The following is a 17,495-nucleotide window of genomic DNA, read 5'->3' on the forward strand; positions in this document are numbered from 1 at the left end:
TCAATGACTAGCTAAAGATTCTTTCTGTTTAATAAATTCCAAATAACGGTAGGCGCTCATTTCTATATATCCGCTTTCGCACGTCAACTTATAATTTTCATTATTAATCTCAACACGGTATTCTGGACAGGTTTTTAAAAAGGCCTTGCCTTCATCCATACTGTTCACATTAGCCACATAACCAATGAGTAGCGCTACGCCAAAACCAACAATTAAACCAAATATAAAATTACCCATTGATACCTCTAATTATATTCATTTATCTTTTAAGATCTAAATAACAAGACTAGAAATGAAGGAGAAAACATTATTTCTAGATTCATTTTTGATTATATCATTTGCCATCAAATAACCTTTGGCATCAATATCAATATAACCTTTATCACATGATAATCGATAATCCTTGTCCGTTACTTGAACCTCAAACTCATTACATAGCTGAGTAAACGCCTTTACCTGGCGTTCATCATTTGTATTACGTAAAAAAACAATCAAAAGTAATGCTACGACCATACCAAAAAGAAAAGACATAAATAATTTTATTGAATTTTCACTTATCATATTCATCTCCAATTTAATTAACATAAGGAAGAGCACAATTATTAATTGCTTTTATTTAACCTAATCCGTATAGAACAATTATCAATTGCAGCTCTCGCTGCATTAAAGAGCGTCCTTTCTGCCTTAAGCTTCCTATCCGCCCACATTAAATAATATATTTCATCAATGAATATGATTTTTCTCTTTGCAGCAACAGTGAATGAAGCAAGATAGTAATGATGGGTGTTATTAATATTTGGCATTAAATGACTTAAACAAATTGCACTCAATTCTTTAGACTTAGTTTTCATTTTTCACGCTCTCTTGGTAGGCTTTAATTGCATAATCGTAATCTACTTTAGAAACTTCGATTTGATTCTTTTCATCACCCAAGTAATAGATAACTTTCCCATGTCGTTCAATTGATTTAAAAATCTCAAGCTTAGAATACCGCTCACCATTTGGAATATGTATTTCAATATCCTCACGTTTCCCCGAGTAAATTAACCAAGAAAAAATAATAACTAAAAAAATCACTATATATAAAGGCAACCACCATAAATTTATTTCCATATTAACCTTACCTTTTATTAGATTTTAAAACACAATTAATCTCATGTTTTTTTGACTTATTGATATTTTTCTTTGATTTTTTTTATTAATGAAATTAGTTTTTCTTTTTCTGCATAGTCCCAATATCCCGTCACGGGGTCAAAAACAACAAAATCAGCCTCAACAAATCGCAATCGATAATAGATAGTTTTTTTCAATTCATACTCACGCTTCAAACTGGCATTTTCTTCCTTTATTTCTTTATTTCTCGCTCCCGAAAAGTAAATGCCATACACCGTAGTGCAAGCTATACCAAGAACAATCAGTGTAATACTGGTAATCATTTGGTATTTTTCGATATTCATTACGGGCATAACCATAAATAGCAACATGATAAAAAACATGGGAATTGCCAATACATTATAGTCAGCAGGCCTAAGCTTTGGTGCCTTTTCCAGTACACCTAAGTTTCTGGCTAGTTCAGACCGTGATATTGATTGTCCCGCAGCACCACCAACAACAAGACCGCCGCTTCCGACACCGACACCCGCCCCGTTCCAGTCATTATTGTGCGTCCCTTTCGCCACAATGCTTGCTAAAGACACGCCATCAGTCGGTAAATACGTTCGTTTCATGATATTTCCTTGTATGAACTAATTTTCGCTATCCGTAAATTGGTAGTGCTTGGGTTTAGCTTTGTATTCGTCATACGTTTCTTTTTCTACTGCAATCCACTCCTCCAAATAAACAGGGAAGTTATCCGGATTTTCAGCCGTTTCTTTCTTTAAATGGTCGTATGCTTCAGGGTTATTTGGCTTATATTGGCTGAGGAGTTTATCTAAACGTTCATACTTAATCGGAAACTTTTTTGCCAAATTAAACTTAACGCACATAATGGCAGTGATAACAAACGCAAGCACAATCCCGGAAACATAGATTGGTAGGTTTAAATCATTAATTAACAGAGAGCCTATCCAATTTAAAATATAAACCATAACAACAACGATAAATAGATAGGTCAAAATAAGTGTTCTAGCTTGCCTTTGATTAAACACGTGATCAGGAATATTGTTTACCAGCATAATATAGTTAAATAACTTTTTATTTTTCACGTTGACTTTCCTTATAAGCCTTGATCGCCAAATCATAGTATCTTTTATTAACTTCAATTTGGTTTTTCTCATCCCCTAAAAAGTAAAATACCCCTTTCTCTTTTTCCACCGTTTTGATAATTGGCAATTCAGAGTAACGCTTACCATCAACTATTGCTTTTTAATTAAAATGTTGATGATTTGAATACATAAAATATATAGCCCAACAAACAATAAGAGCGGCTATAATAAATTTAATGGTTTCCGCTATTTTTACTTTCATGAATCAATCCATTATTTACTGCTCGACATCAAACAAGTTTCTTCATTATCTTGCTTGTAACAAATAAAGCTGGCTTGATTAATGTCATCCTTAATTGGGATATCGTATTCCGCCATATAGTCGTAAAGACACGTGTCTACATGTGCATATTCATAACGATTGAGGGTGAGTATTGCATTTTTAGGTATCTCTAGCTCCTGGGTCATTAATTCATATACACCCGTAGTTGTTTGCATTGATTTATGGGGATTATCTCCCCAAAAGAAAATACTTTGCGCTCCCGCATCGTTTAATTGAATAAACCGACCAATATCACGATGTTCTATTAATTTCCTATCAAGAGAGGCACTGGCTTTTTGAACACAATGATAAACCTCATCAACTTTTTTTTGCGCTACTTGAGTCAGCACCACGGAGGTTAATATATACCCGATAAAAATAGAGCCAATGAGCCCTGTAATAAGTTTCATTTTATGTATTCCCTTTTTTATTAGCTCAAGTCATCGACGTTCTTTGCCTGTTTGGGTGTGCTAACATCCTGATACCCCTGAGCGAAGGTTCGAAATGTATTTTGTAAATTCAAGGTGTTATTTAATTCAAAGTTGGATTGCGCATCGGTAATGATTAAGGAGCCATTAGTCGATGATTCTCGAATGGTATCGAACTTTGTCATTTGCAGTAAAAATGCCGCTGCAAGTTCCTCCGTGGTTCCCATCGATTTAGCCAGTTTACTGATGGACTCTGAAAATCCTGTCGCGATGGCATCACGCTGAGCAGAAATACCTTCCCCGTAAAGTTTTTTCGCCTCTTTTTGAGCTTCAGCTTCTGCAATCAATGAAACCTTTTGAGCTTCCGCATTATTTCTGGCCGCTTCCAAATTACGCAGTGATTCGCTAACCGCATCATAGGATTTTCTAACATCCTGGGATGGAATAGGTTCATCCACTAAAACCGCTTTAATTTGCCATCCAAATTCAGCCAGCTTATCTCCCAAGTGTTTAATCACTTCCTCTTCTAACTCATTACGCAATGCATACAACTCAATAAACTCATGTTTACCCGCTTCTGACCGTATGAAGCTGCCGACAAAGGATAATATTTGCTTGTGTGGCTGTTCCAACTCGTAACAGGCTTTAACGGGGTCTAACACTTGCACCTGAAGGGCGACAGGATAGGTAATAAAGAGATTATCTTTAGTTTTTAACTCCAGTTTTTCTTTTAACGAAATAATGTTCATATCAATGGTTGTTGCGACAGTTTGTATAGGGGCGGGTAGTTTTAATGATATTCCAGCCTCTTTGGTAGAAACATAACGACCAAATTGCTCAATGATATTCACTGTTTTTTGTTTAGTTATCACAATGCACGTTGCTAACCAAGTAAATAAACAAATAATAAAAACAATGAGCGTGGTATATAAACCTGCATGTTCAATAAAATGAGCCATGTTTTACCTCGATATATTTGAAATAGGACAATTGAAATAAAGTGGATAAAAATTAGGTAGGACAACAATAAATAATAAATAATAAATACTTATTTATTCGCTTTTAATTCTTGAAACTTTTCAGGTGATAATGAGTTGGTATAGTAGCCCGCATCACATTGGTAACGATATAACCCATCCGCCAATTCATGATTTACAGGTGACGCGCAATGCTTAATAAAATTATTGATACGACGATACTCTATATTCTGGTCCCAATAGATGATTAATTTAGCACCTAAAAAACCAAATGCACCAATAACACAAATAATTATAATAGCTTGCAATCGTTCCATTATTTTCTCATTTTATTAATTTTGAACTTAGCGATTAGCTTGTGATTTTTTATAAGCCTTGATCGCCTCTTGATATTCATCCACTGACACATTTTCAATCATATCCCTACACTTGAGCTTATTGGTGTTTGGCTGAAATATCCCATTATCAATATTGGTTTCAATTAACTGGCATTGAGTTGAGTTATATTCTCCTTTGCTCACACTTCCTGTCTGTTCTCCAAATATGCTGTCATACAACCCGAAAAGACATATAGCCACAACCGCGCCCGCAACTGCGCCAACAATACCTTTAGTTAACTCATCTTCTATAAATGAAGTAAAGATAGCTAAGATAAATATGACAGTAAAAAGTGAAGCAGTTATCGTATACAGTATCGTCATAATTCTTTTCCACCCTCTGCTATTTGATGGTTTCAAAGCTACGATTATCGACAACTTTGGGAACGTCTCTATTGAGGATTTTAAGGAGCAACACCGAACGTGCTTCACCATCCGGTTCGTTATAAATGGCTTGAATCCCCGCAAAAACACCGTCTGTAATGACAACTTCATCCCCTTTTTGCGGCAAGTTATCACTCATCTCTTTAACAAAGTCAGGTACAACAAGCGTCGCAATCACTTCATTGGGGACAACCACGGGATTCTGACCAAAGCGCACAAAGTAGTTCACCCCTCGTGTTGAGCCAATTGTTGAAAAGTGGATAACTTCATAATCAAACTTCACGAATAAATAATTGGGAAACAACGGTTCCATCACAGTTTTACGACGATTCCTTACCATTTTTTCGGTTTTATATGTGGGGTTATGTGTACTTACGCCTTGACGTTCAAGATGCTCAATTGCCCGTAAAACTTGGTCGCGTTTACAATATAATAAATACCATTTTTCCATGATGACTCACTTGAGTTGATGGTCAGCACTCAGGATTTGTACAACCCAAACACTTAACCCGCTATAAATGGCTAAAAAGATGACCGAGTCCCAACTCACATGATGGGAAACAAATAACGCGGCCGGAGAAATCGTAATGAGCGTCATAAGTAACGTACTCAAACGCATCCGCTTTTTTAGCTGACAAATTCGGTTTTGCATTGGGTTGTACCTGAATGATGACAATGAAAATTAAGGATAAAGACTGAAAGGACTTCTACTACTGCGTAATATTCTCAACGGGGACGGCATCCCCTAAAGAAATCCGTTCTAATGCTTGTTTTGAAACGGTAATACCTTGGTTAATGGAGTTTTCCAGCGACTGACTCTCTTGCTTTTGCGATTTGGCTTTCTTCATTTGTTCAATAAACTTCAGCTGAAAACCTTCTTGGAATACCACGGTAATTTCAATGCCTGCACCAATCGGGATAACCGGATGGTATTGCTCAGCGCGTTTAATAAAATATTCCGATAACATTTTTCCGGATTGCTGCACCCCACCGCCAACACCACCACGCGCCACATCCGCCATCGTGGTTGTGCTACTGGCACCAATCCCCACCGTTTTATCACCCACTTTTGAAAAACCGGAACCGACCGCTTCAAGAAAGCCACCGCCAAAGGCGTAGCCGACTAACTCACCATTTCGGATGACCGGCTCACCTTTAATGCCGTTTTTCCCCATAAAAGAGACGTGGCCTTTAAAGGGCATATCAATGGTATGACCAAACAGTTTGCAAGACAGTCGGTCGGTACGCACTAATCCGCGTTCACTGGAAATATCGCCATACACACCAGCGGTGACGGCACAACCACTTAAATCATATTCTTCGTTATTCGGCATAATCAGCTTGCCCGTTAACCGAAATTGCATCGGAGAGGGATTGCTGTTCCCCGTCACTGAAGCATTGGCATCAGCCCCTTCAATGACCATCGCTTTGGCAAAACTGCCTGACGGAATGTAGGGTAAATCCGGTAAATCGGTATTTTCCTGCTCATCCTCATACTCAATCGTCATAGAGGACAAGCCTTGCTTTAATACGGGATTCACATTGATTTGCGGCTGCCCGACAGGATATTGCCCACCTTGATAAAATGCCGTTGGCGGCGGAATGATTGGCTGACTAGCTTGTGCATTTGGTGTGGGTAGTGTTCCTACGGGTAGTTGCTGTGGTTGAGGCAAACCGTTATTGCTATCACCGTGTATAAAATCGTTTCCCATTTTCGTGAGTTCTTCACCTAAGGTAGCTAATTCTTTATCCTGCTCAGCAATTTTATCGCGATACGCACGATTTTCTTGTTCCAGTTTCGCAATACGGGCGTTCACTTGCTTCATTTGCTTATCCATTTGAGACGCTGTGGATTGCAAATCGGCCATCGCTGATTTTCCTACATTTTTATCAAATGAGGATGTCACTACACCTGTCATGTTGGGAGCGGGTCGTGATTGCTTTGTGGCCGTTTTTGGTTTAGCGGGTAAACTCATGTACCAAGCTGCTGTGCCAAGCCCCGTTAATCCCAAGGCCAATAACACAAACAACGCCGTTTGTTTTCGCTTTGCGCGAACATTAATATTTGCCATTTTCAACCTCATTACTGACGGTTAACCAGACCGTTGCCGTGGCACCTGCCAACACGGTATCGCTATACGGATAGATAACGACAGAGCGCACCGCGTGTTGATTGAACAATCGCTCACTTAGCGGTTGTGAGACGGCACTGGTGTTCATCACATCCAGTTGGTAGACTCGCAACTCACCGCCATTCCACATTTTATTTGCCGTCACACGATAGGCTGACGGTAATGCGAATGACGGTAAAGCCGTCACGGGCGCAGGAATAAACCCATTTGGTGTTTGTTGATTCAGTAACGCTTTGTGAATTTCAACTAAGACACGTGGATACGGTAAAGCGCGCTCCCAACGTTTAGCGACGGCACTTTGTGCCGGTTGATTGGAAATGAACTGCAACACGCGACCATCACGCTTTTGCGGAACGGCTACAACCGACACCGTTAAGCCCCCTGCCGTTCTGACGTAAAAGGTAAAGGGTTTGGTTTGTGCGGTCATCAATACCACGCCCCCATTCGCAACACCTGTTGCCCCTTTTTGATTGCCATTGATAAACATGCCTTGAGCACTGTCGATGGCCACAATTCTATCACCTGGCACAACCAACATATTCGGTTCACTGTTACTCAGCCCCACTTTCACTTGTGAGTCCGGAGATACCGGAATTTGGGTTGGCAACTGCGCCATTGGCTCAGCACGTACTGTCGAGACAAAACCACAAAATGCGAGTGCTAAACAGAGAAGCTTTATCGGATTACTTTTTTTCTTCATCAATAATGTCCTCAAAGCTGATCACTTCACTAATTCCATTGGCATACTTCATATGCAGCCGCAATTTTTTATGTTCAGGTAACGATTCACGCTTACCTATCCACGTTTTCAGATCACCTTGAATATCAATAATGCCGTCAGCGGGATAAACTTCCATTTTGGTCATATAAAATGCCGAGGTGACGTTGTTATTGATGATTTCTTTCGCTTCGACCGCCAACACATCTTGCATTTCTGGACGTGCCTCTTTGGCCACATACCGTAATAAGGATTGATGGTTTGCTTTGACCGATTCGGGACTGATGTTATAGCGTAGAAAAAGTAACGACTGCGCGACGGATTCAAGGTAGTTCGCATCCGCATGGGAGCGCGTTAAGGTAAATGGGGTATCAAAAAACATCGGGATATACGTTTCTTGTCGACTATTGAGTAAATCATCTAATCTCAGCCACGCGAAAATATTACCAGTCAAACTGAGTCCTAACATAAAGGTCAGTGTAATAAACAGTAACGAGGTGTATTTCGTGGCGGATTTAGCTGCGCTCAGTTTCATGGCAGCCTCCTTCCTATTTTAAATAAAGTCTGAACGCAGAGTCAGGGAGAGTTTTATAAATACTTTTGAAGCAGTAGGCGGGTAAGTACCAATAACAGGCATTGAGTAACCACTGACTTCCCCGCCCTTTTTTGAAGTACCTCAGGGCATACCAGAGCAACGTACCAACCACAAGGCCAGTCATGTAATGTCCGTCATAAAAGCCCCATGACATGGGGCCTAGTAGAACGGCGGTTTCATCATTGGGTAATGGAAGAATACCGCCTTGCTCGGTTAATGTCTGAGGGAAAATGAATCGCTTAGCACGTTCGTTTTCCATCATGCAACTCCTTATCGATTAAGGAGCTGTTGGTGCTTCGATTAAACCAAAGACGATTTTGGTTCCCACAATAAAGACAGGAATGAGCAGGAGTAATGCAGGGTTTTGTGCTCGCATAAACGCTAAGAACACCAACACCGCTTCACCGATCATGATGTAATACATCACCGATGACCCTTCACCAAAGGTATCGCCTGCATCCGCTGCCCCTGCCGCTGCTAAATCGGCTGCCTGAGCAAAACCACGTGCTGCCATCCATAAGAGTAATGGTGAAGCAACATATTTACACAGCGATTTAGCCACTTTAGAATTCAGTGAATTCCAAGCACGTGCAAATAACCCTTTTCTTTTTGTTACCGGTGAATCAATAGCAATTTGACTCATAATATATCCTCTTATTAAATGCCCTTTGAAGTAAAATAAATAAGAACCTAAACGACTGAGCTAATTAGCTCGCTTTATTCCCCTATCCAGAAAAGTCTTAAAATAAATAACACTTAACTTAATAAAGAAATAAAACGCGATAATTTTCCCTAGCTTTGGGTAAAGCTACCGCTCCGGGTGTGCACTACCTTTTTTTAGGCAAAGCGATCCCGTTGCTGTGTGTAATCAACAAAAATAAAAACCAAAATGGAATAAACCCAGTAATAGAGCAAATTAATATTTAATTAACAACTCTTGGTAATTCCCTTCAATATGTTCAACAAGTCGTAGATGATCAGATAATCGTAAAACGGCTTCGACTTTTTTAGAGCGTCGTGCTCGTTTGGCAGATTCTGTTAATAAACGATTTGTTTCAGCACTAATCGGTACACTTATTGTGACCGACTTATATTCTTTTTCTTTCATTTTGACTCCTTTTAACTGGAGTCTACTAAAGTAAAATTAGTTACGTAAGACCATTTTACGTACTGGATAAATACACAGTCACATGAAGCCAGAATCAATAATTTTTTTAGGTATAAAAAAATCCCATCCGAGAATTTGAACTACTTTAACCAATAGATCTCTATTATATATTTTATGTTTATATAAAATTCTTTTTATAGATTGATCAACTGCATTCTTACTAATGCTAAATATAAAAGATAATTTTTCACTAGTATAGCCTTTAGCTAAAAGCCATATTATTAGCCACTCATCTTCATTCATAACATCAATAAACTCTTTATTTTTAAAATAATCAAGAACATGAATTACATCTAAATCACAGCCAAGTTTATCTTCATATATAAAAACATCTTTTTCCAAACAAAAATAATCAAAAGGAAAGTTAAGTAATTTATCATATATAGTTAATATAAACCTTTTTCTTTTAACAACGAATTCAATATATCTAGTTTTATATGGTAGATAAAAAAATAGATTACCAGAACTAAATAATGTGATATCGAAATTATAGTTATTAAAGCCTAAAGATGTTGATGATAAAGATTTTGGTATAACATAGGAAGGATACAGAGTAGAGTGTTTAAAACTAGCACTTTCGGATAAAAGAGCGCTATCTTCGTCAGATATTGAAAAAAAATCACAAGATAAGTGGAAAAAACGATCAATAAAATCAAAAATAGCTTGAGATCTTACATTAAGATCAATAGGATCATGAATAGACATGTAACCATCCTCTTAGGCTTCGGTTATCTGTTTAGCTCAATAAGGGAGGTACCAACTCCTTTATTGGGCGACTCTTAAATTTTAATTAAGCAATTAACATTACTTAAGGTAAATATACCTATATTTACAGATTAAATCAATCATTATATTCAATAAAAACAGCATCTCCATATGCAATAATAAAACTTGAAAACCATCCCGAACCACCCGCAGTATTACCTGTTTCTATTCTAAAATTAATAATTGCATTCCCCCCCCATTATCTATACTTAACTTTAACAATTCATCTTTTAAGGCATCATCTTGAAAAGAATAACTAGCCCCCTGAACTGGAACAGAAACTTTAACCAATCCTATATTAGTAATCATCTTTGCATTACTTACTGAACTTCCAATAAATATTCTCTTATCAAAATTTCGATAAATTTTTGGTTCCGAATTAAATAATCCCATATGTACTCCTAGCTCTCAGGAAAATATTCATCTAGTATAGATTGAGTTCTATTTTTAAAATCCTCAATATACTCTCGATAATTATACCGATTGTCTTCTTTGATTTCTGTTAAATCAAACATCATTTTGAATAAAATTTGAATACATTGACGTGATTTAGTCACCTCTTCCAATAATTGTTTTTTATAACGCTCCTCTAAAGATAACCCATCATCCCCTTCTTTGTCTTTTTCTAAATTCTCAACAACGCGCAATCCTATATCCAATAACTCAGACCCAACACTTGAAATGTTTGCGTCTGCGCCATCGGCTTTCCGTTTATCCACTAAATTACGGATACCATCTAATGTTTTTTGCTTCATATATATATGTTGACGAGGCATTCTTTTATTTCCTTTGTTTTCACTAGCCGCTAGTTGTGGGCTGTGATGCAATTTCATGCAGCCCACAACTAGCCCATCAATTACAATCATAATAAATAAATCACATATAAACAGTATATTACAATAGACCACAATTAGACCACTAAATTTAATAAGAAATTTTATTTATTTGATATTATTCACAATACACACAAAGTGCATCTATTTAGCCCACATATAGATGCTATTATTGGGCTAGTAATGGGCTTATCACTAAAAATTATAAATTTTTCACCCATTTCTTTTTAATTAACACCCTGATTTAATGATAAATTCTTGCAAAATGAAATTTTGCGTAGTGTGTGATGTCTTTCTTTCAGAGGAGCATATTTATTGCTCCTCGTTTCTTTTGGCTTGCATTTAAATAGTGCTTTATTTTTTAATTAAAATGGGCGATTCTGAGTTAAGAGTATTTATTATTTTATGGGGTTTTGTATGCGAATAATCTGTATTCTCATTACGTTAATTTTTTCACCTTTTTCATTTTCATTTGATTGTTATGATAAAGCAGGAAATGATTATCAAATTGACCCTGATTTATTACGTGCGGTTGCCTTTCGTGAAAGTTCATTCCAACCGAATGCGATTAACCAAGCATCATCGACACGATACGCGATTGGATTAATGCAAATTCATTCGCAAAACTTTAATGAATTAGCCCAGTATGGCATTACCGAAAACCAATTAAGGTTAGATCCGTGTATGAATATTTATACGGGCGCATTTTATCTGGCGAAATTTATTCAAATACAAGGGGATATATGGAAAGGGGTTGGCGCATATAATGCAGGATTAAAAAAATCAGAGGTTCAAGAGAAAAAAAGAAATCAATACGCGCTTGAGGTCTATCACATTTATCTTAACATTAAAAAAAATAACTAAACTTATTCCTTTTACTTTCTATTTTTAACGCTATAATCATATTTGATATTAAGTAATGCATGTGGCTTAGTATTAAAACGAGAAACGCGCCTTTATGGCGCGTTTTCTTTAATAACTTGTTTTTCTTAATACACGGTTGATTTCTCCACCTACCCCATCATTTCCAATAATTTGTTCGCGTCCAATTTTGTATAACATTCCTTGATGATAATTTTCAACCGTCATTAGCGTGGTATCAAACTCATAAGACTCGCCATATTTTTCAATCAATGATTTGATAGCCAATGCGATTATTTCATCACTGTATTGACGATGTGTAAAAACATAATCAGCACCACCATAAACTACATTAAAAGGTGATGTATCACTATAATGATAATCGGTATAACTATCAAAACGCGATGTTTCATATTTATTGATTATAGATTCGACTTCATCCACTGCCGGACCATCTGTCCATGAAACATGATAAGAACTGTAATATTGTTTACGAACTGAAAATTTTGTTTTTGGAAAATGTTTTTTTAACTCAGCGCGGATATTTTTACCGACTATTTTGACTTCCTTATCTGAATTAGAGGTTATCTGTGTTAAGTGTGAATATTCTGTGTTGTTTTTTTGGAATTCGACACCTTGTTTAAATTCATTTTTCTTTCGTTCTTCTTCAGCTTTCTCGGTTTGTTCATGTGCCTCAGTTTTTTCAATTAATGATTTAATTGTTTCTTGTTCAACCGTTTCACCTTCAATTTTCCATTGTACGCCGTATAAAATACATTCCGGTAAACGATTTGTTTTATTCCCATTAAAAAATACGATATCAAATTCCGCATTGCCCCCTGTGACCATAACATTATACATATTCTTTATGCTTTGTGGTTTTTGGTCGCCATGAATATTAACAATAACCCCCTTGCCGAGATTATATAAATTAGTGTAAACCACTTGACCAACCGATAATAATGTTTACTGTTCCATATTCATTTACCTTTTTCTGATTTATTGATTGATGGTGTTTAATGAAGCGCAAGCCTGAGACTTGCGCGGGATAGTGTTAATCAATGGCGTTTAATATTTTGGTTTGTGATTCAGGGGATAATGTAAAAATAAAATCCCGTAATTGATGAAAATAAGCAGAAATACGCTCACAATCTTCATGATGCCCTTTTTCATAAGTCACAAATGAAAAATGGCTTAACATCATTAAAGTGACAATTATTCCCGCTTCTTGGGCGCTCACATCGTCCATAAATCCATTCGGTGAAGTGAGCATATAGCCTTTTGTCGGTTGCAGATAAAAACCGCCATTCGACAACGTATAAAAATCCCAATAACCGCCGTTATAGGCTACGGCGTTCCGAGTCATCCAGTTATAGATTGTATTTTCAAAAGTAATACAGTGCCGCCCTAACTTTGAAGGTAAAAATGTTAAACGAGCTTGAGCATTTTTTACCTCAATAGCCGTGATTTCGATTTCGTCTTTTCCATTTCTTTCATTAGATTCTCTCGCTGCAAGGTTTTGTTGTTGAGTCATTTTAGTGCCTCCTTTTGGGTTAATGATTTCTTTCGTCGAGTTCCTGCGCTGCAAAGGGCGTGCATAGACGAAATGAGGAAGGAAGCAAGGGCGGAGGCAAAATTGTTGGAAAGCGCAGCGACAAGAATTTTGCTGGAGTGCACTTTACGCTTACTGGATGACGAGTTGAGTCTATGTTTAAGCCCGAGCGGAGGGGTTTGGCGAAAGATTAAAAACACAGTGGCTGAAAATGACGCAACCCGATTTGCAGCGAGAGAATCGAACCACAAGGCGTCCTTTGAGCTTAACAACGTTAAGCGGTTTATCAGGGGCAGCTCCCACAGGGAGCTTTCATCCCTGTCCTTTGCGCCACGCGTCAGCGTTAAAAAGCGCAGGAGTTAGTGTTGCCGGATTGAGTCTGGCTCGACGCCAGGGTTAAGCTTATGTGCAAAAAAGGGGGAATATACCCCATAGTAAATTAGGCAGTTAAAAAGGATTTAAAGCGGAATAAATTTAACATTAACATCCGGATATATAGCGTTTGACGAACGTCCAACGTTAAACTGTTACCAATATTCACAATGGCAGGAATCCCCAGTAATGCCAGTTGGACGTAGCACATACGGGCAGCCACTTCATCAATATCGGTACACACCACAATCATGCGCATTTTCGGGTTAAAACCTTGTTGTAACATAGAATTGGCACAAGCGATAACCGTAACATTAACGGCTAGTTACATTCGTGGTAGCCCTTTATTTTCAGCATTGTATGCCATTCCCTAATTGTCCATAGATAATAAACATAAGTAATGACATTTTTACAATTTCGTCACCAGCTTAAATAAGCAAAATTATGCTAAACCCTATGAAAATGGATTTTATTTATCTGAATTTCCCCTAGTCCAAACTCATATTTTTCCCATGTAACACGCAATTAAATTAAGTTGGCTCCCATTTGATATGAATTGACAAAATAAACAAAAAGTTATACAATGTATAACAATAAAGAGGGAAGGGAACAATGAAAAAAAATTTAACAAAAGCAATCAGGCTTAACAATGAAGAACTATCTTTGTTTGAATCGTATGCCAACGCCAAAGGTTTGACCTTCAGTGAACTTTGCAAAAGTGCGATTATTGAAAAAATTGAAGATGAAATTGATTTAAAACTAGCAGAAGAAGCTTACGAGGAATATCTAAACGATAATCAGACGTTGAGCCATAAAGCTATCTTTGACCCGCTTTGAGGTAACTATGCCTCGTTACAGAATTGAATATACAAAACGCTTTCAGAAAGAGCTAAAGAAAATAGATCGATGCCATCAGAAAATCATACAGAGCTATATTGAAAAAAATATAGATAACAGCATTAACCCTCGATTAATCGGTAAAATATTGAAGGGGGATAAGGCTGAATTTATCCGTTATCGCATAGGCGATTATCGTTTAATCGCAACCATTGAAGATGAACGATTAGTCATACTCGCATTGTCTATTGGTCATCGAAAAGATGTCTATAAACACTTTTAACTTTCGCTCTATTATGGCCAGTCATTGATTCGCTCAAGACTAGCCATGAAATATTCTATTTCGGTAGTCGATGTTACTAAAAAGATAACTATTCTTAGAATAGACTCATTCAATTTGTCACTACATAAGCATGTAGGGTGTAAGTTTAAAATATAACATGTAACGTTTACCGCACATTGGCTCGAACACACTGATATAGCCATTTTTTTCAATTATCGTGCTGTAATCACCGATGATAAGATTTGCCATTAGCTGGCTGATATGAAATGGCATAAAAAATTGCCCCCATGTCCCTTCGCCTAGCTCAAGAGACATAAACATCGCTCCTAAAAAAATCAGTGGCTTGTTGATCTAAGGCATTAACACAAATAGTAAGTATTTGGCGAATAAATCTAAATCGGCTCTTTCATAACGTACAATCACGTTAAAGTAAGTTTGTTCCAATTCAGTGCACTGTTTCACATTGTTTTCTAATGAAACCGCAGCAACATGAATAAAATCCCAAAACACGTCTACACGACTGTGATAACGCGCCTTTTGATTAAATAATTGAATAAAATCGGTGTGAAAATCGCGGTTTGACTTAGGGTTCATCGTGGTTAGGTTGACTTTTTCGCCTGTTTTTTCGGTCTTTTTTTGTACCTTACTGGGTGACTCTGCGGTGACAGGAGGTTCTATTTTCGAGGATTAACTTAAACCACATCAAAAAAACTCAATTGTGACATATCGATGTTCCAGAACTGCCCTTAAAAAGGGGCAGTGAGTTAACTTAAATCCACGATTTACGCAGTTCTAAACAACGCAAAAATTGCCCCAAACACTGGTTATTCATTGTAGGGATGCGAACGGGCTGTTTGCCTTTAAGTTGTTTGTCGATATGTCACGACATTTCCAGATAGGCTGGCTTAATATCACTAATAGCGATATCGTGACGCACGGCCCGACGTTTTGACACAACGGGCATTTGGGACTTTACAGGGTTGGCAGCATATACAATAATATTTGCGTTCATAGGAGCTACTCCTTTGAGTGAGCTGATGCCATGAGTTCCTGTGCTAAAGTATCTCTCGGCTCGGATTAAGCAGGCGTAAGCCTGCTTTTTTCATTGTTGTGCCAGCAGTCCAGCACAACGCACACGCGAAATAATTTGCGCGTGAGATAGCGTTGAAACATCCCTAAACGTGAAATAACGTCCGTCCAATTTGACAAAAATATCAGTCACGTTCCCTAAAACCATCTCTTACAATTTAAATGATTCTGTATTGTTGTTGCCTTATCAATCCAATGGGGCATAACGGATAACGCATCCATAAACTGTATTAAGATAATTTCTGTCGGGGCTGTTTTAGCAGCTTGCTCTCGCCCTACCCAATACATCATTTCCGCGCTTTGCGGAAACCCATTCGTAAAACGAATAGCGCTGGAGTGTAGGCGGCAGCTCGAGGACATAGAGCCGCCGTAGGAGCCCATAAGGGATTATTGTGTTTTTATGATGAATGAATTTTGATTTAAACTTTTGCTCAAAAAGTGCAATCTCATTATTTTTACCACTTAAAATCAGCTACATGTAATCCCACCCTGTATAGCCTCATCTATTTTTAACAAAACGGACTGTTTTCACACTCAAAAGCTAACGAGGTATACTCGTTTTCCGAGAGACAAAGGGTGATGCCGCTGTTTAAGGAGAGCTATCAACAATTCATTTAACTTTGATTATTGTCTTTTTATTAACTTGTTGTCATTCATGACTAAACAGGCGACTTCCAATCTATCAGTCGTCCATTTATCGTTAAAGCATTAAATGAAAGTAAATATCTCATCGTCTTTGAGGCGTGATTTTGGCCTTTTCGCATTCGAATCACTTTCAGAGCGATAGCCAATCGTAGTCATGACTACACTCTCTAGGTTCTTTTCCTTTAAATTTAAAATATTATCAGTTTCTTCCTTGTTAAATCCTTCTATAGCAGTTGTATCTATCCCTAGTGCGGCAGCCGCAAACATAAATTGACCTAATGCAAGATATAGTTGTTTGCTTTCCCAGTTTTTAAGTTCTTCTGAGCTACTATTATTTAATTCAACAAAATAGCGACGCCCTTTATCCATCTCTTGAGCAATGTCTAGATTTTCAAATCTATTGTCATTAATTTCGGTATTGGTTAAATGCTCTAAATATTCATTATCCATTGACTTCCTTATACAAAAAACAATGGTATAAGTAGAATCGGCTATTCGACTATGATTAAAGTCTAACACGCCCGACAATAGCAGATTAGGGTTATTTTTATTGTTTATAATAAAAAAATGCCAAGGCTGAGAGTTCACTGATGATGGGCTGTTTCTTAATACAGTTAATAGTTTTATTAAGTCACTTTTTGAAACTTCTTTTGAACCATCGTAGTGTTTTGTTGTGTATCTTTTTTCGGAAATACTTGCTATATCAACTTCACTCATAAAACTAATCCTTTATTTTTCAAGAACAATAGATAAAAACTACTAACTGCGTGTTTACTAAATAACATAGCAGATAGAAATATTTTATTGTTATATATCACTCTATGACTCGTAATTTTAACTGTTGCACTTTAACAAAAATTATTACCTTAGAGTTATCAAATACTGCCATTTACTTCAACGGCTATGTAGATTAAATTCATAACCTCATGGCTTAATCATAATTAATTAAAAAC

31 protein-coding genes and 1 pseudogene are annotated in these 17,495 nt (G+C 37.3%); 3 read left to right on the forward strand and 29 right to left on the reverse strand.

Annotated elements, in window-relative coordinates:
* The 21 genes from PR767_RS13265 to PR767_RS13365 all read right to left on the reverse strand — a co-directional run bounded on the left by PR767_RS13265 (window position 1) and on the right by PR767_RS13365 (window position 10,936).
* Window positions 1-237 (reverse strand): hypothetical protein, encoded by a 237-nt coding sequence (locus tag PR767_RS13265; RefSeq protein WP_196719188.1) that lies wholly within the window; start codon window positions 235-237, stop codon window positions 1-3.
* Between the two features lie 36 nt (window positions 238-273).
* Complete coding sequence (locus PR767_RS13270) at window positions 274-561, reverse strand: hypothetical protein (protein ID WP_196719187.1); 288 nt, start codon at window positions 559-561, stop codon at window positions 274-276.
* Between the two features lie 41 nt (window positions 562-602).
* Window positions 603-851 (reverse strand): hypothetical protein, encoded by a 249-nt coding sequence (locus PR767_RS13275; protein WP_272520426.1) that lies wholly within the window; start codon window positions 849-851, stop codon window positions 603-605.
* On the reverse strand, window positions 841-1,113 hold the full coding sequence (locus tag PR767_RS13280) for a hypothetical protein (RefSeq protein WP_196719185.1): 273 nt from the start codon (window positions 1,111-1,113) through the stop codon (window positions 841-843). The genes PR767_RS13275 and PR767_RS13280 overlap by 11 nt, the downstream gene beginning before the upstream one ends.
* 56 nt (window positions 1,114-1,169) lie before the next feature.
* The gene (locus PR767_RS13285; RefSeq protein ID WP_196719184.1) at window positions 1,170-1,727 is read right to left on the reverse strand and encodes a hypothetical protein; all 558 of its coding nucleotides are present in this window, start codon (window positions 1,725-1,727) and stop codon (window positions 1,170-1,172) included.
* 18 nt (window positions 1,728-1,745) lie between these two features.
* The gene (locus tag PR767_RS13290) at window positions 1,746-2,204 is read right to left on the reverse strand and encodes a hypothetical protein (RefSeq protein WP_196719183.1); all 459 of its coding nucleotides are present in this window, start codon (window positions 2,202-2,204) and stop codon (window positions 1,746-1,748) included.
* Between the two features lie 273 nt (window positions 2,205-2,477).
* Complete coding sequence (locus tag PR767_RS13295; protein ID WP_196719182.1) at window positions 2,478-2,936, reverse strand: hypothetical protein; 459 nt, start codon at window positions 2,934-2,936, stop codon at window positions 2,478-2,480.
* A gap of 20 nt (window positions 2,937-2,956) precedes the next feature.
* On the reverse strand, window positions 2,957-3,913 hold the full coding sequence (locus PR767_RS13300; RefSeq protein WP_267751269.1) for an SPFH domain-containing protein: 957 nt from the start codon (window positions 3,911-3,913) through the stop codon (window positions 2,957-2,959).
* A gap of 89 nt (window positions 3,914-4,002) precedes the next feature.
* Entirely contained in the window at window positions 4,003-4,248 is a 246-nt protein-coding gene (locus PR767_RS13305) for a hypothetical protein (protein ID WP_272520427.1), read from the reverse strand.
* A gap of 27 nt (window positions 4,249-4,275) precedes the next feature.
* On the reverse strand, window positions 4,276-4,632 hold the full coding sequence (locus PR767_RS13310; RefSeq protein WP_196719179.1) for a hypothetical protein: 357 nt from the start codon (window positions 4,630-4,632) through the stop codon (window positions 4,276-4,278).
* A 19-nt stretch (window positions 4,633-4,651) separates the two neighbouring features.
* The gene (rfaH, locus tag PR767_RS13315; RefSeq protein WP_196719178.1) at window positions 4,652-5,143 is read right to left on the reverse strand and encodes a transcription/translation regulatory transformer protein RfaH; all 492 of its coding nucleotides are present in this window, start codon (window positions 5,141-5,143) and stop codon (window positions 4,652-4,654) included.
* Window positions 5,144-5,149: 6 nt separating this feature from the next.
* Window positions 5,150-5,344: a hypothetical protein gene (locus PR767_RS13320; RefSeq protein ID WP_196719177.1), complete on the reverse strand. Its 195-nt coding sequence runs from the start codon at window positions 5,342-5,344 to the stop codon at window positions 5,150-5,152.
* 58 nt (window positions 5,345-5,402) lie between these two features.
* A complete protein-coding gene (locus tag PR767_RS13325; protein ID WP_267751276.1) occupies window positions 5,403-6,764 on the reverse strand; it encodes a TrbI/VirB10 family protein in 1,362 nt (453 codons plus the stop codon).
* Entirely contained in the window at window positions 6,751-7,524 is a 774-nt protein-coding gene (locus tag PR767_RS13330; protein WP_267751279.1) for a TraK domain-containing protein, read from the reverse strand. Before PR767_RS13330 ends, PR767_RS13325 begins: the two co-directional genes overlap by 14 nt.
* Window positions 7,508-8,077 (reverse strand): type IV conjugative transfer system protein TraE, encoded by a 570-nt coding sequence (gene traE / locus PR767_RS13335; protein WP_038601410.1) that lies wholly within the window; start codon window positions 8,075-8,077, stop codon window positions 7,508-7,510. Before traE ends, PR767_RS13330 begins: the two co-directional genes overlap by 17 nt.
* Window positions 8,078-8,090: 13 nt before the next feature.
* The gene (traL, locus tag PR767_RS13340) at window positions 8,091-8,399 is read right to left on the reverse strand and encodes a type IV conjugative transfer system protein TraL (RefSeq protein ID WP_267751282.1); all 309 of its coding nucleotides are present in this window, start codon (window positions 8,397-8,399) and stop codon (window positions 8,091-8,093) included.
* A gap of 15 nt (window positions 8,400-8,414) precedes the next feature.
* Entirely contained in the window at window positions 8,415-8,780 is a 366-nt protein-coding gene (locus PR767_RS13345) for a type IV conjugative transfer system pilin TraA (protein WP_272520428.1), read from the reverse strand.
* A 273-nt stretch (window positions 8,781-9,053) separates the two neighbouring features.
* Entirely contained in the window at window positions 9,054-9,245 is a 192-nt protein-coding gene (locus tag PR767_RS13350; RefSeq protein ID WP_036965549.1) for a TraY domain-containing protein, read from the reverse strand.
* 78 nt (window positions 9,246-9,323) lie between these two features.
* Window positions 9,324-10,010 carry a helix-turn-helix transcriptional regulator gene (locus PR767_RS13355; RefSeq protein WP_196719172.1) on the reverse strand — a complete coding sequence of 229 codons (687 nt, stop codon included), beginning with the start codon at window positions 10,008-10,010 and terminating at the stop codon, window positions 9,324-9,326.
* Between the two features lie 225 nt (window positions 10,011-10,235).
* Window positions 10,236-10,463, reverse strand: coding sequence for a hypothetical protein (locus PR767_RS13360; RefSeq protein WP_272520429.1), 228 nt, complete (start codon window positions 10,461-10,463; stop codon window positions 10,236-10,238).
* 8 nt (window positions 10,464-10,471) lie between these two features.
* Window positions 10,472-10,936, reverse strand: a complete 465-nt coding sequence (locus PR767_RS13365) for a relaxosome protein TraM (protein ID WP_231137047.1) — start codon at window positions 10,934-10,936, stop codon at window positions 10,472-10,474.
* Between the two features lie 384 nt (window positions 10,937-11,320).
* Between PR767_RS13365 and PR767_RS13370 the strand changes: the two genes are divergently transcribed.
* On the forward strand, window positions 11,321-11,767 hold the full coding sequence (locus PR767_RS13370; protein WP_198635260.1) for a transglycosylase SLT domain-containing protein: 447 nt from the start codon (window positions 11,321-11,323) through the stop codon (window positions 11,765-11,767).
* A 108-nt stretch (window positions 11,768-11,875) separates the two neighbouring features.
* Here the strand turns inward: PR767_RS13370 and PR767_RS13375 are convergent, their stop codons facing one another.
* The 4 genes and pseudogenes from PR767_RS13375 to PR767_RS13390 all read right to left on the reverse strand — a co-directional run bounded on the left by PR767_RS13375 (window position 11,876) and on the right by PR767_RS13390 (window position 13,974).
* Window positions 11,876-12,352 carry an LPD29 domain-containing protein gene (locus tag PR767_RS13375; RefSeq protein ID WP_272520457.1) on the reverse strand — a complete coding sequence of 159 codons (477 nt, stop codon included), beginning with the start codon at window positions 12,350-12,352 and terminating at the stop codon, window positions 11,876-11,878.
* A 90-nt stretch (window positions 12,353-12,442) separates the two neighbouring features.
* Window positions 12,443-12,712: pseudogene (locus PR767_RS13380) on the reverse strand (LPD29 domain-containing protein); the annotation flags it as partial.
* Between the two features lie 106 nt (window positions 12,713-12,818).
* Window positions 12,819-13,298 (reverse strand): antirestriction protein, encoded by a 480-nt coding sequence (locus PR767_RS13385; protein WP_110592937.1) that lies wholly within the window; start codon window positions 13,296-13,298, stop codon window positions 12,819-12,821.
* Window positions 13,299-13,755: 457 nt separating this feature from the next.
* Complete coding sequence (locus tag PR767_RS13390; RefSeq protein WP_267751293.1) at window positions 13,756-13,974, reverse strand: hypothetical protein; 219 nt, start codon at window positions 13,972-13,974, stop codon at window positions 13,756-13,758.
* A gap of 326 nt (window positions 13,975-14,300) precedes the next feature.
* Between PR767_RS13390 and relB the strand changes: the two genes are divergently transcribed.
* Together relB and PR767_RS13400 are read left to right on the forward strand one after the other, a co-directional pair.
* A complete protein-coding gene (gene relB, locus PR767_RS13395; RefSeq protein ID WP_110592935.1) occupies window positions 14,301-14,525 on the forward strand; it encodes a type II toxin-antitoxin system RelB family antitoxin in 225 nt (74 codons plus the stop codon).
* A 7-nt stretch (window positions 14,526-14,532) separates the two neighbouring features.
* Window positions 14,533-14,808, forward strand: coding sequence for a type II toxin-antitoxin system RelE family toxin (locus PR767_RS13400; protein ID WP_110592934.1), 276 nt, complete (start codon window positions 14,533-14,535; stop codon window positions 14,806-14,808).
* A gap of 120 nt (window positions 14,809-14,928) precedes the next feature.
* Here PR767_RS13400 and PR767_RS13405 read toward each other — a convergent pair whose 3' ends face one another.
* The 4 genes from PR767_RS13405 to PR767_RS13420 form a co-directional block, all read right to left on the reverse strand.
* Entirely contained in the window at window positions 14,929-15,123 is a 195-nt protein-coding gene (locus PR767_RS13405) for a hypothetical protein (RefSeq protein WP_110592933.1), read from the reverse strand.
* Between the two features lie 36 nt (window positions 15,124-15,159).
* Complete coding sequence (locus PR767_RS13410) at window positions 15,160-15,402, reverse strand: hypothetical protein (protein ID WP_267751294.1); 243 nt, start codon at window positions 15,400-15,402, stop codon at window positions 15,160-15,162.
* A 633-nt stretch (window positions 15,403-16,035) separates the two neighbouring features.
* Window positions 16,036-16,257 (reverse strand): hypothetical protein, encoded by a 222-nt coding sequence (locus PR767_RS13415; protein WP_198633975.1) that lies wholly within the window; start codon window positions 16,255-16,257, stop codon window positions 16,036-16,038.
* A gap of 348 nt (window positions 16,258-16,605) precedes the next feature.
* Window positions 16,606-17,259: a nitroreductase family protein gene (locus tag PR767_RS13420; protein ID WP_267751296.1), complete on the reverse strand. Its 654-nt coding sequence runs from the start codon at window positions 17,257-17,259 to the stop codon at window positions 16,606-16,608.
* Between the last annotated feature and the right edge of the window lie 236 nt (window positions 17,260-17,495).

Origin of the sequence: Providencia sp. PROV223 (assembly GCF_028479245.1) — a bacterium.
Classification (GTDB): Bacteria; Pseudomonadota; Gammaproteobacteria; order Enterobacterales; family Enterobacteriaceae; genus Providencia; species Providencia rettgeri.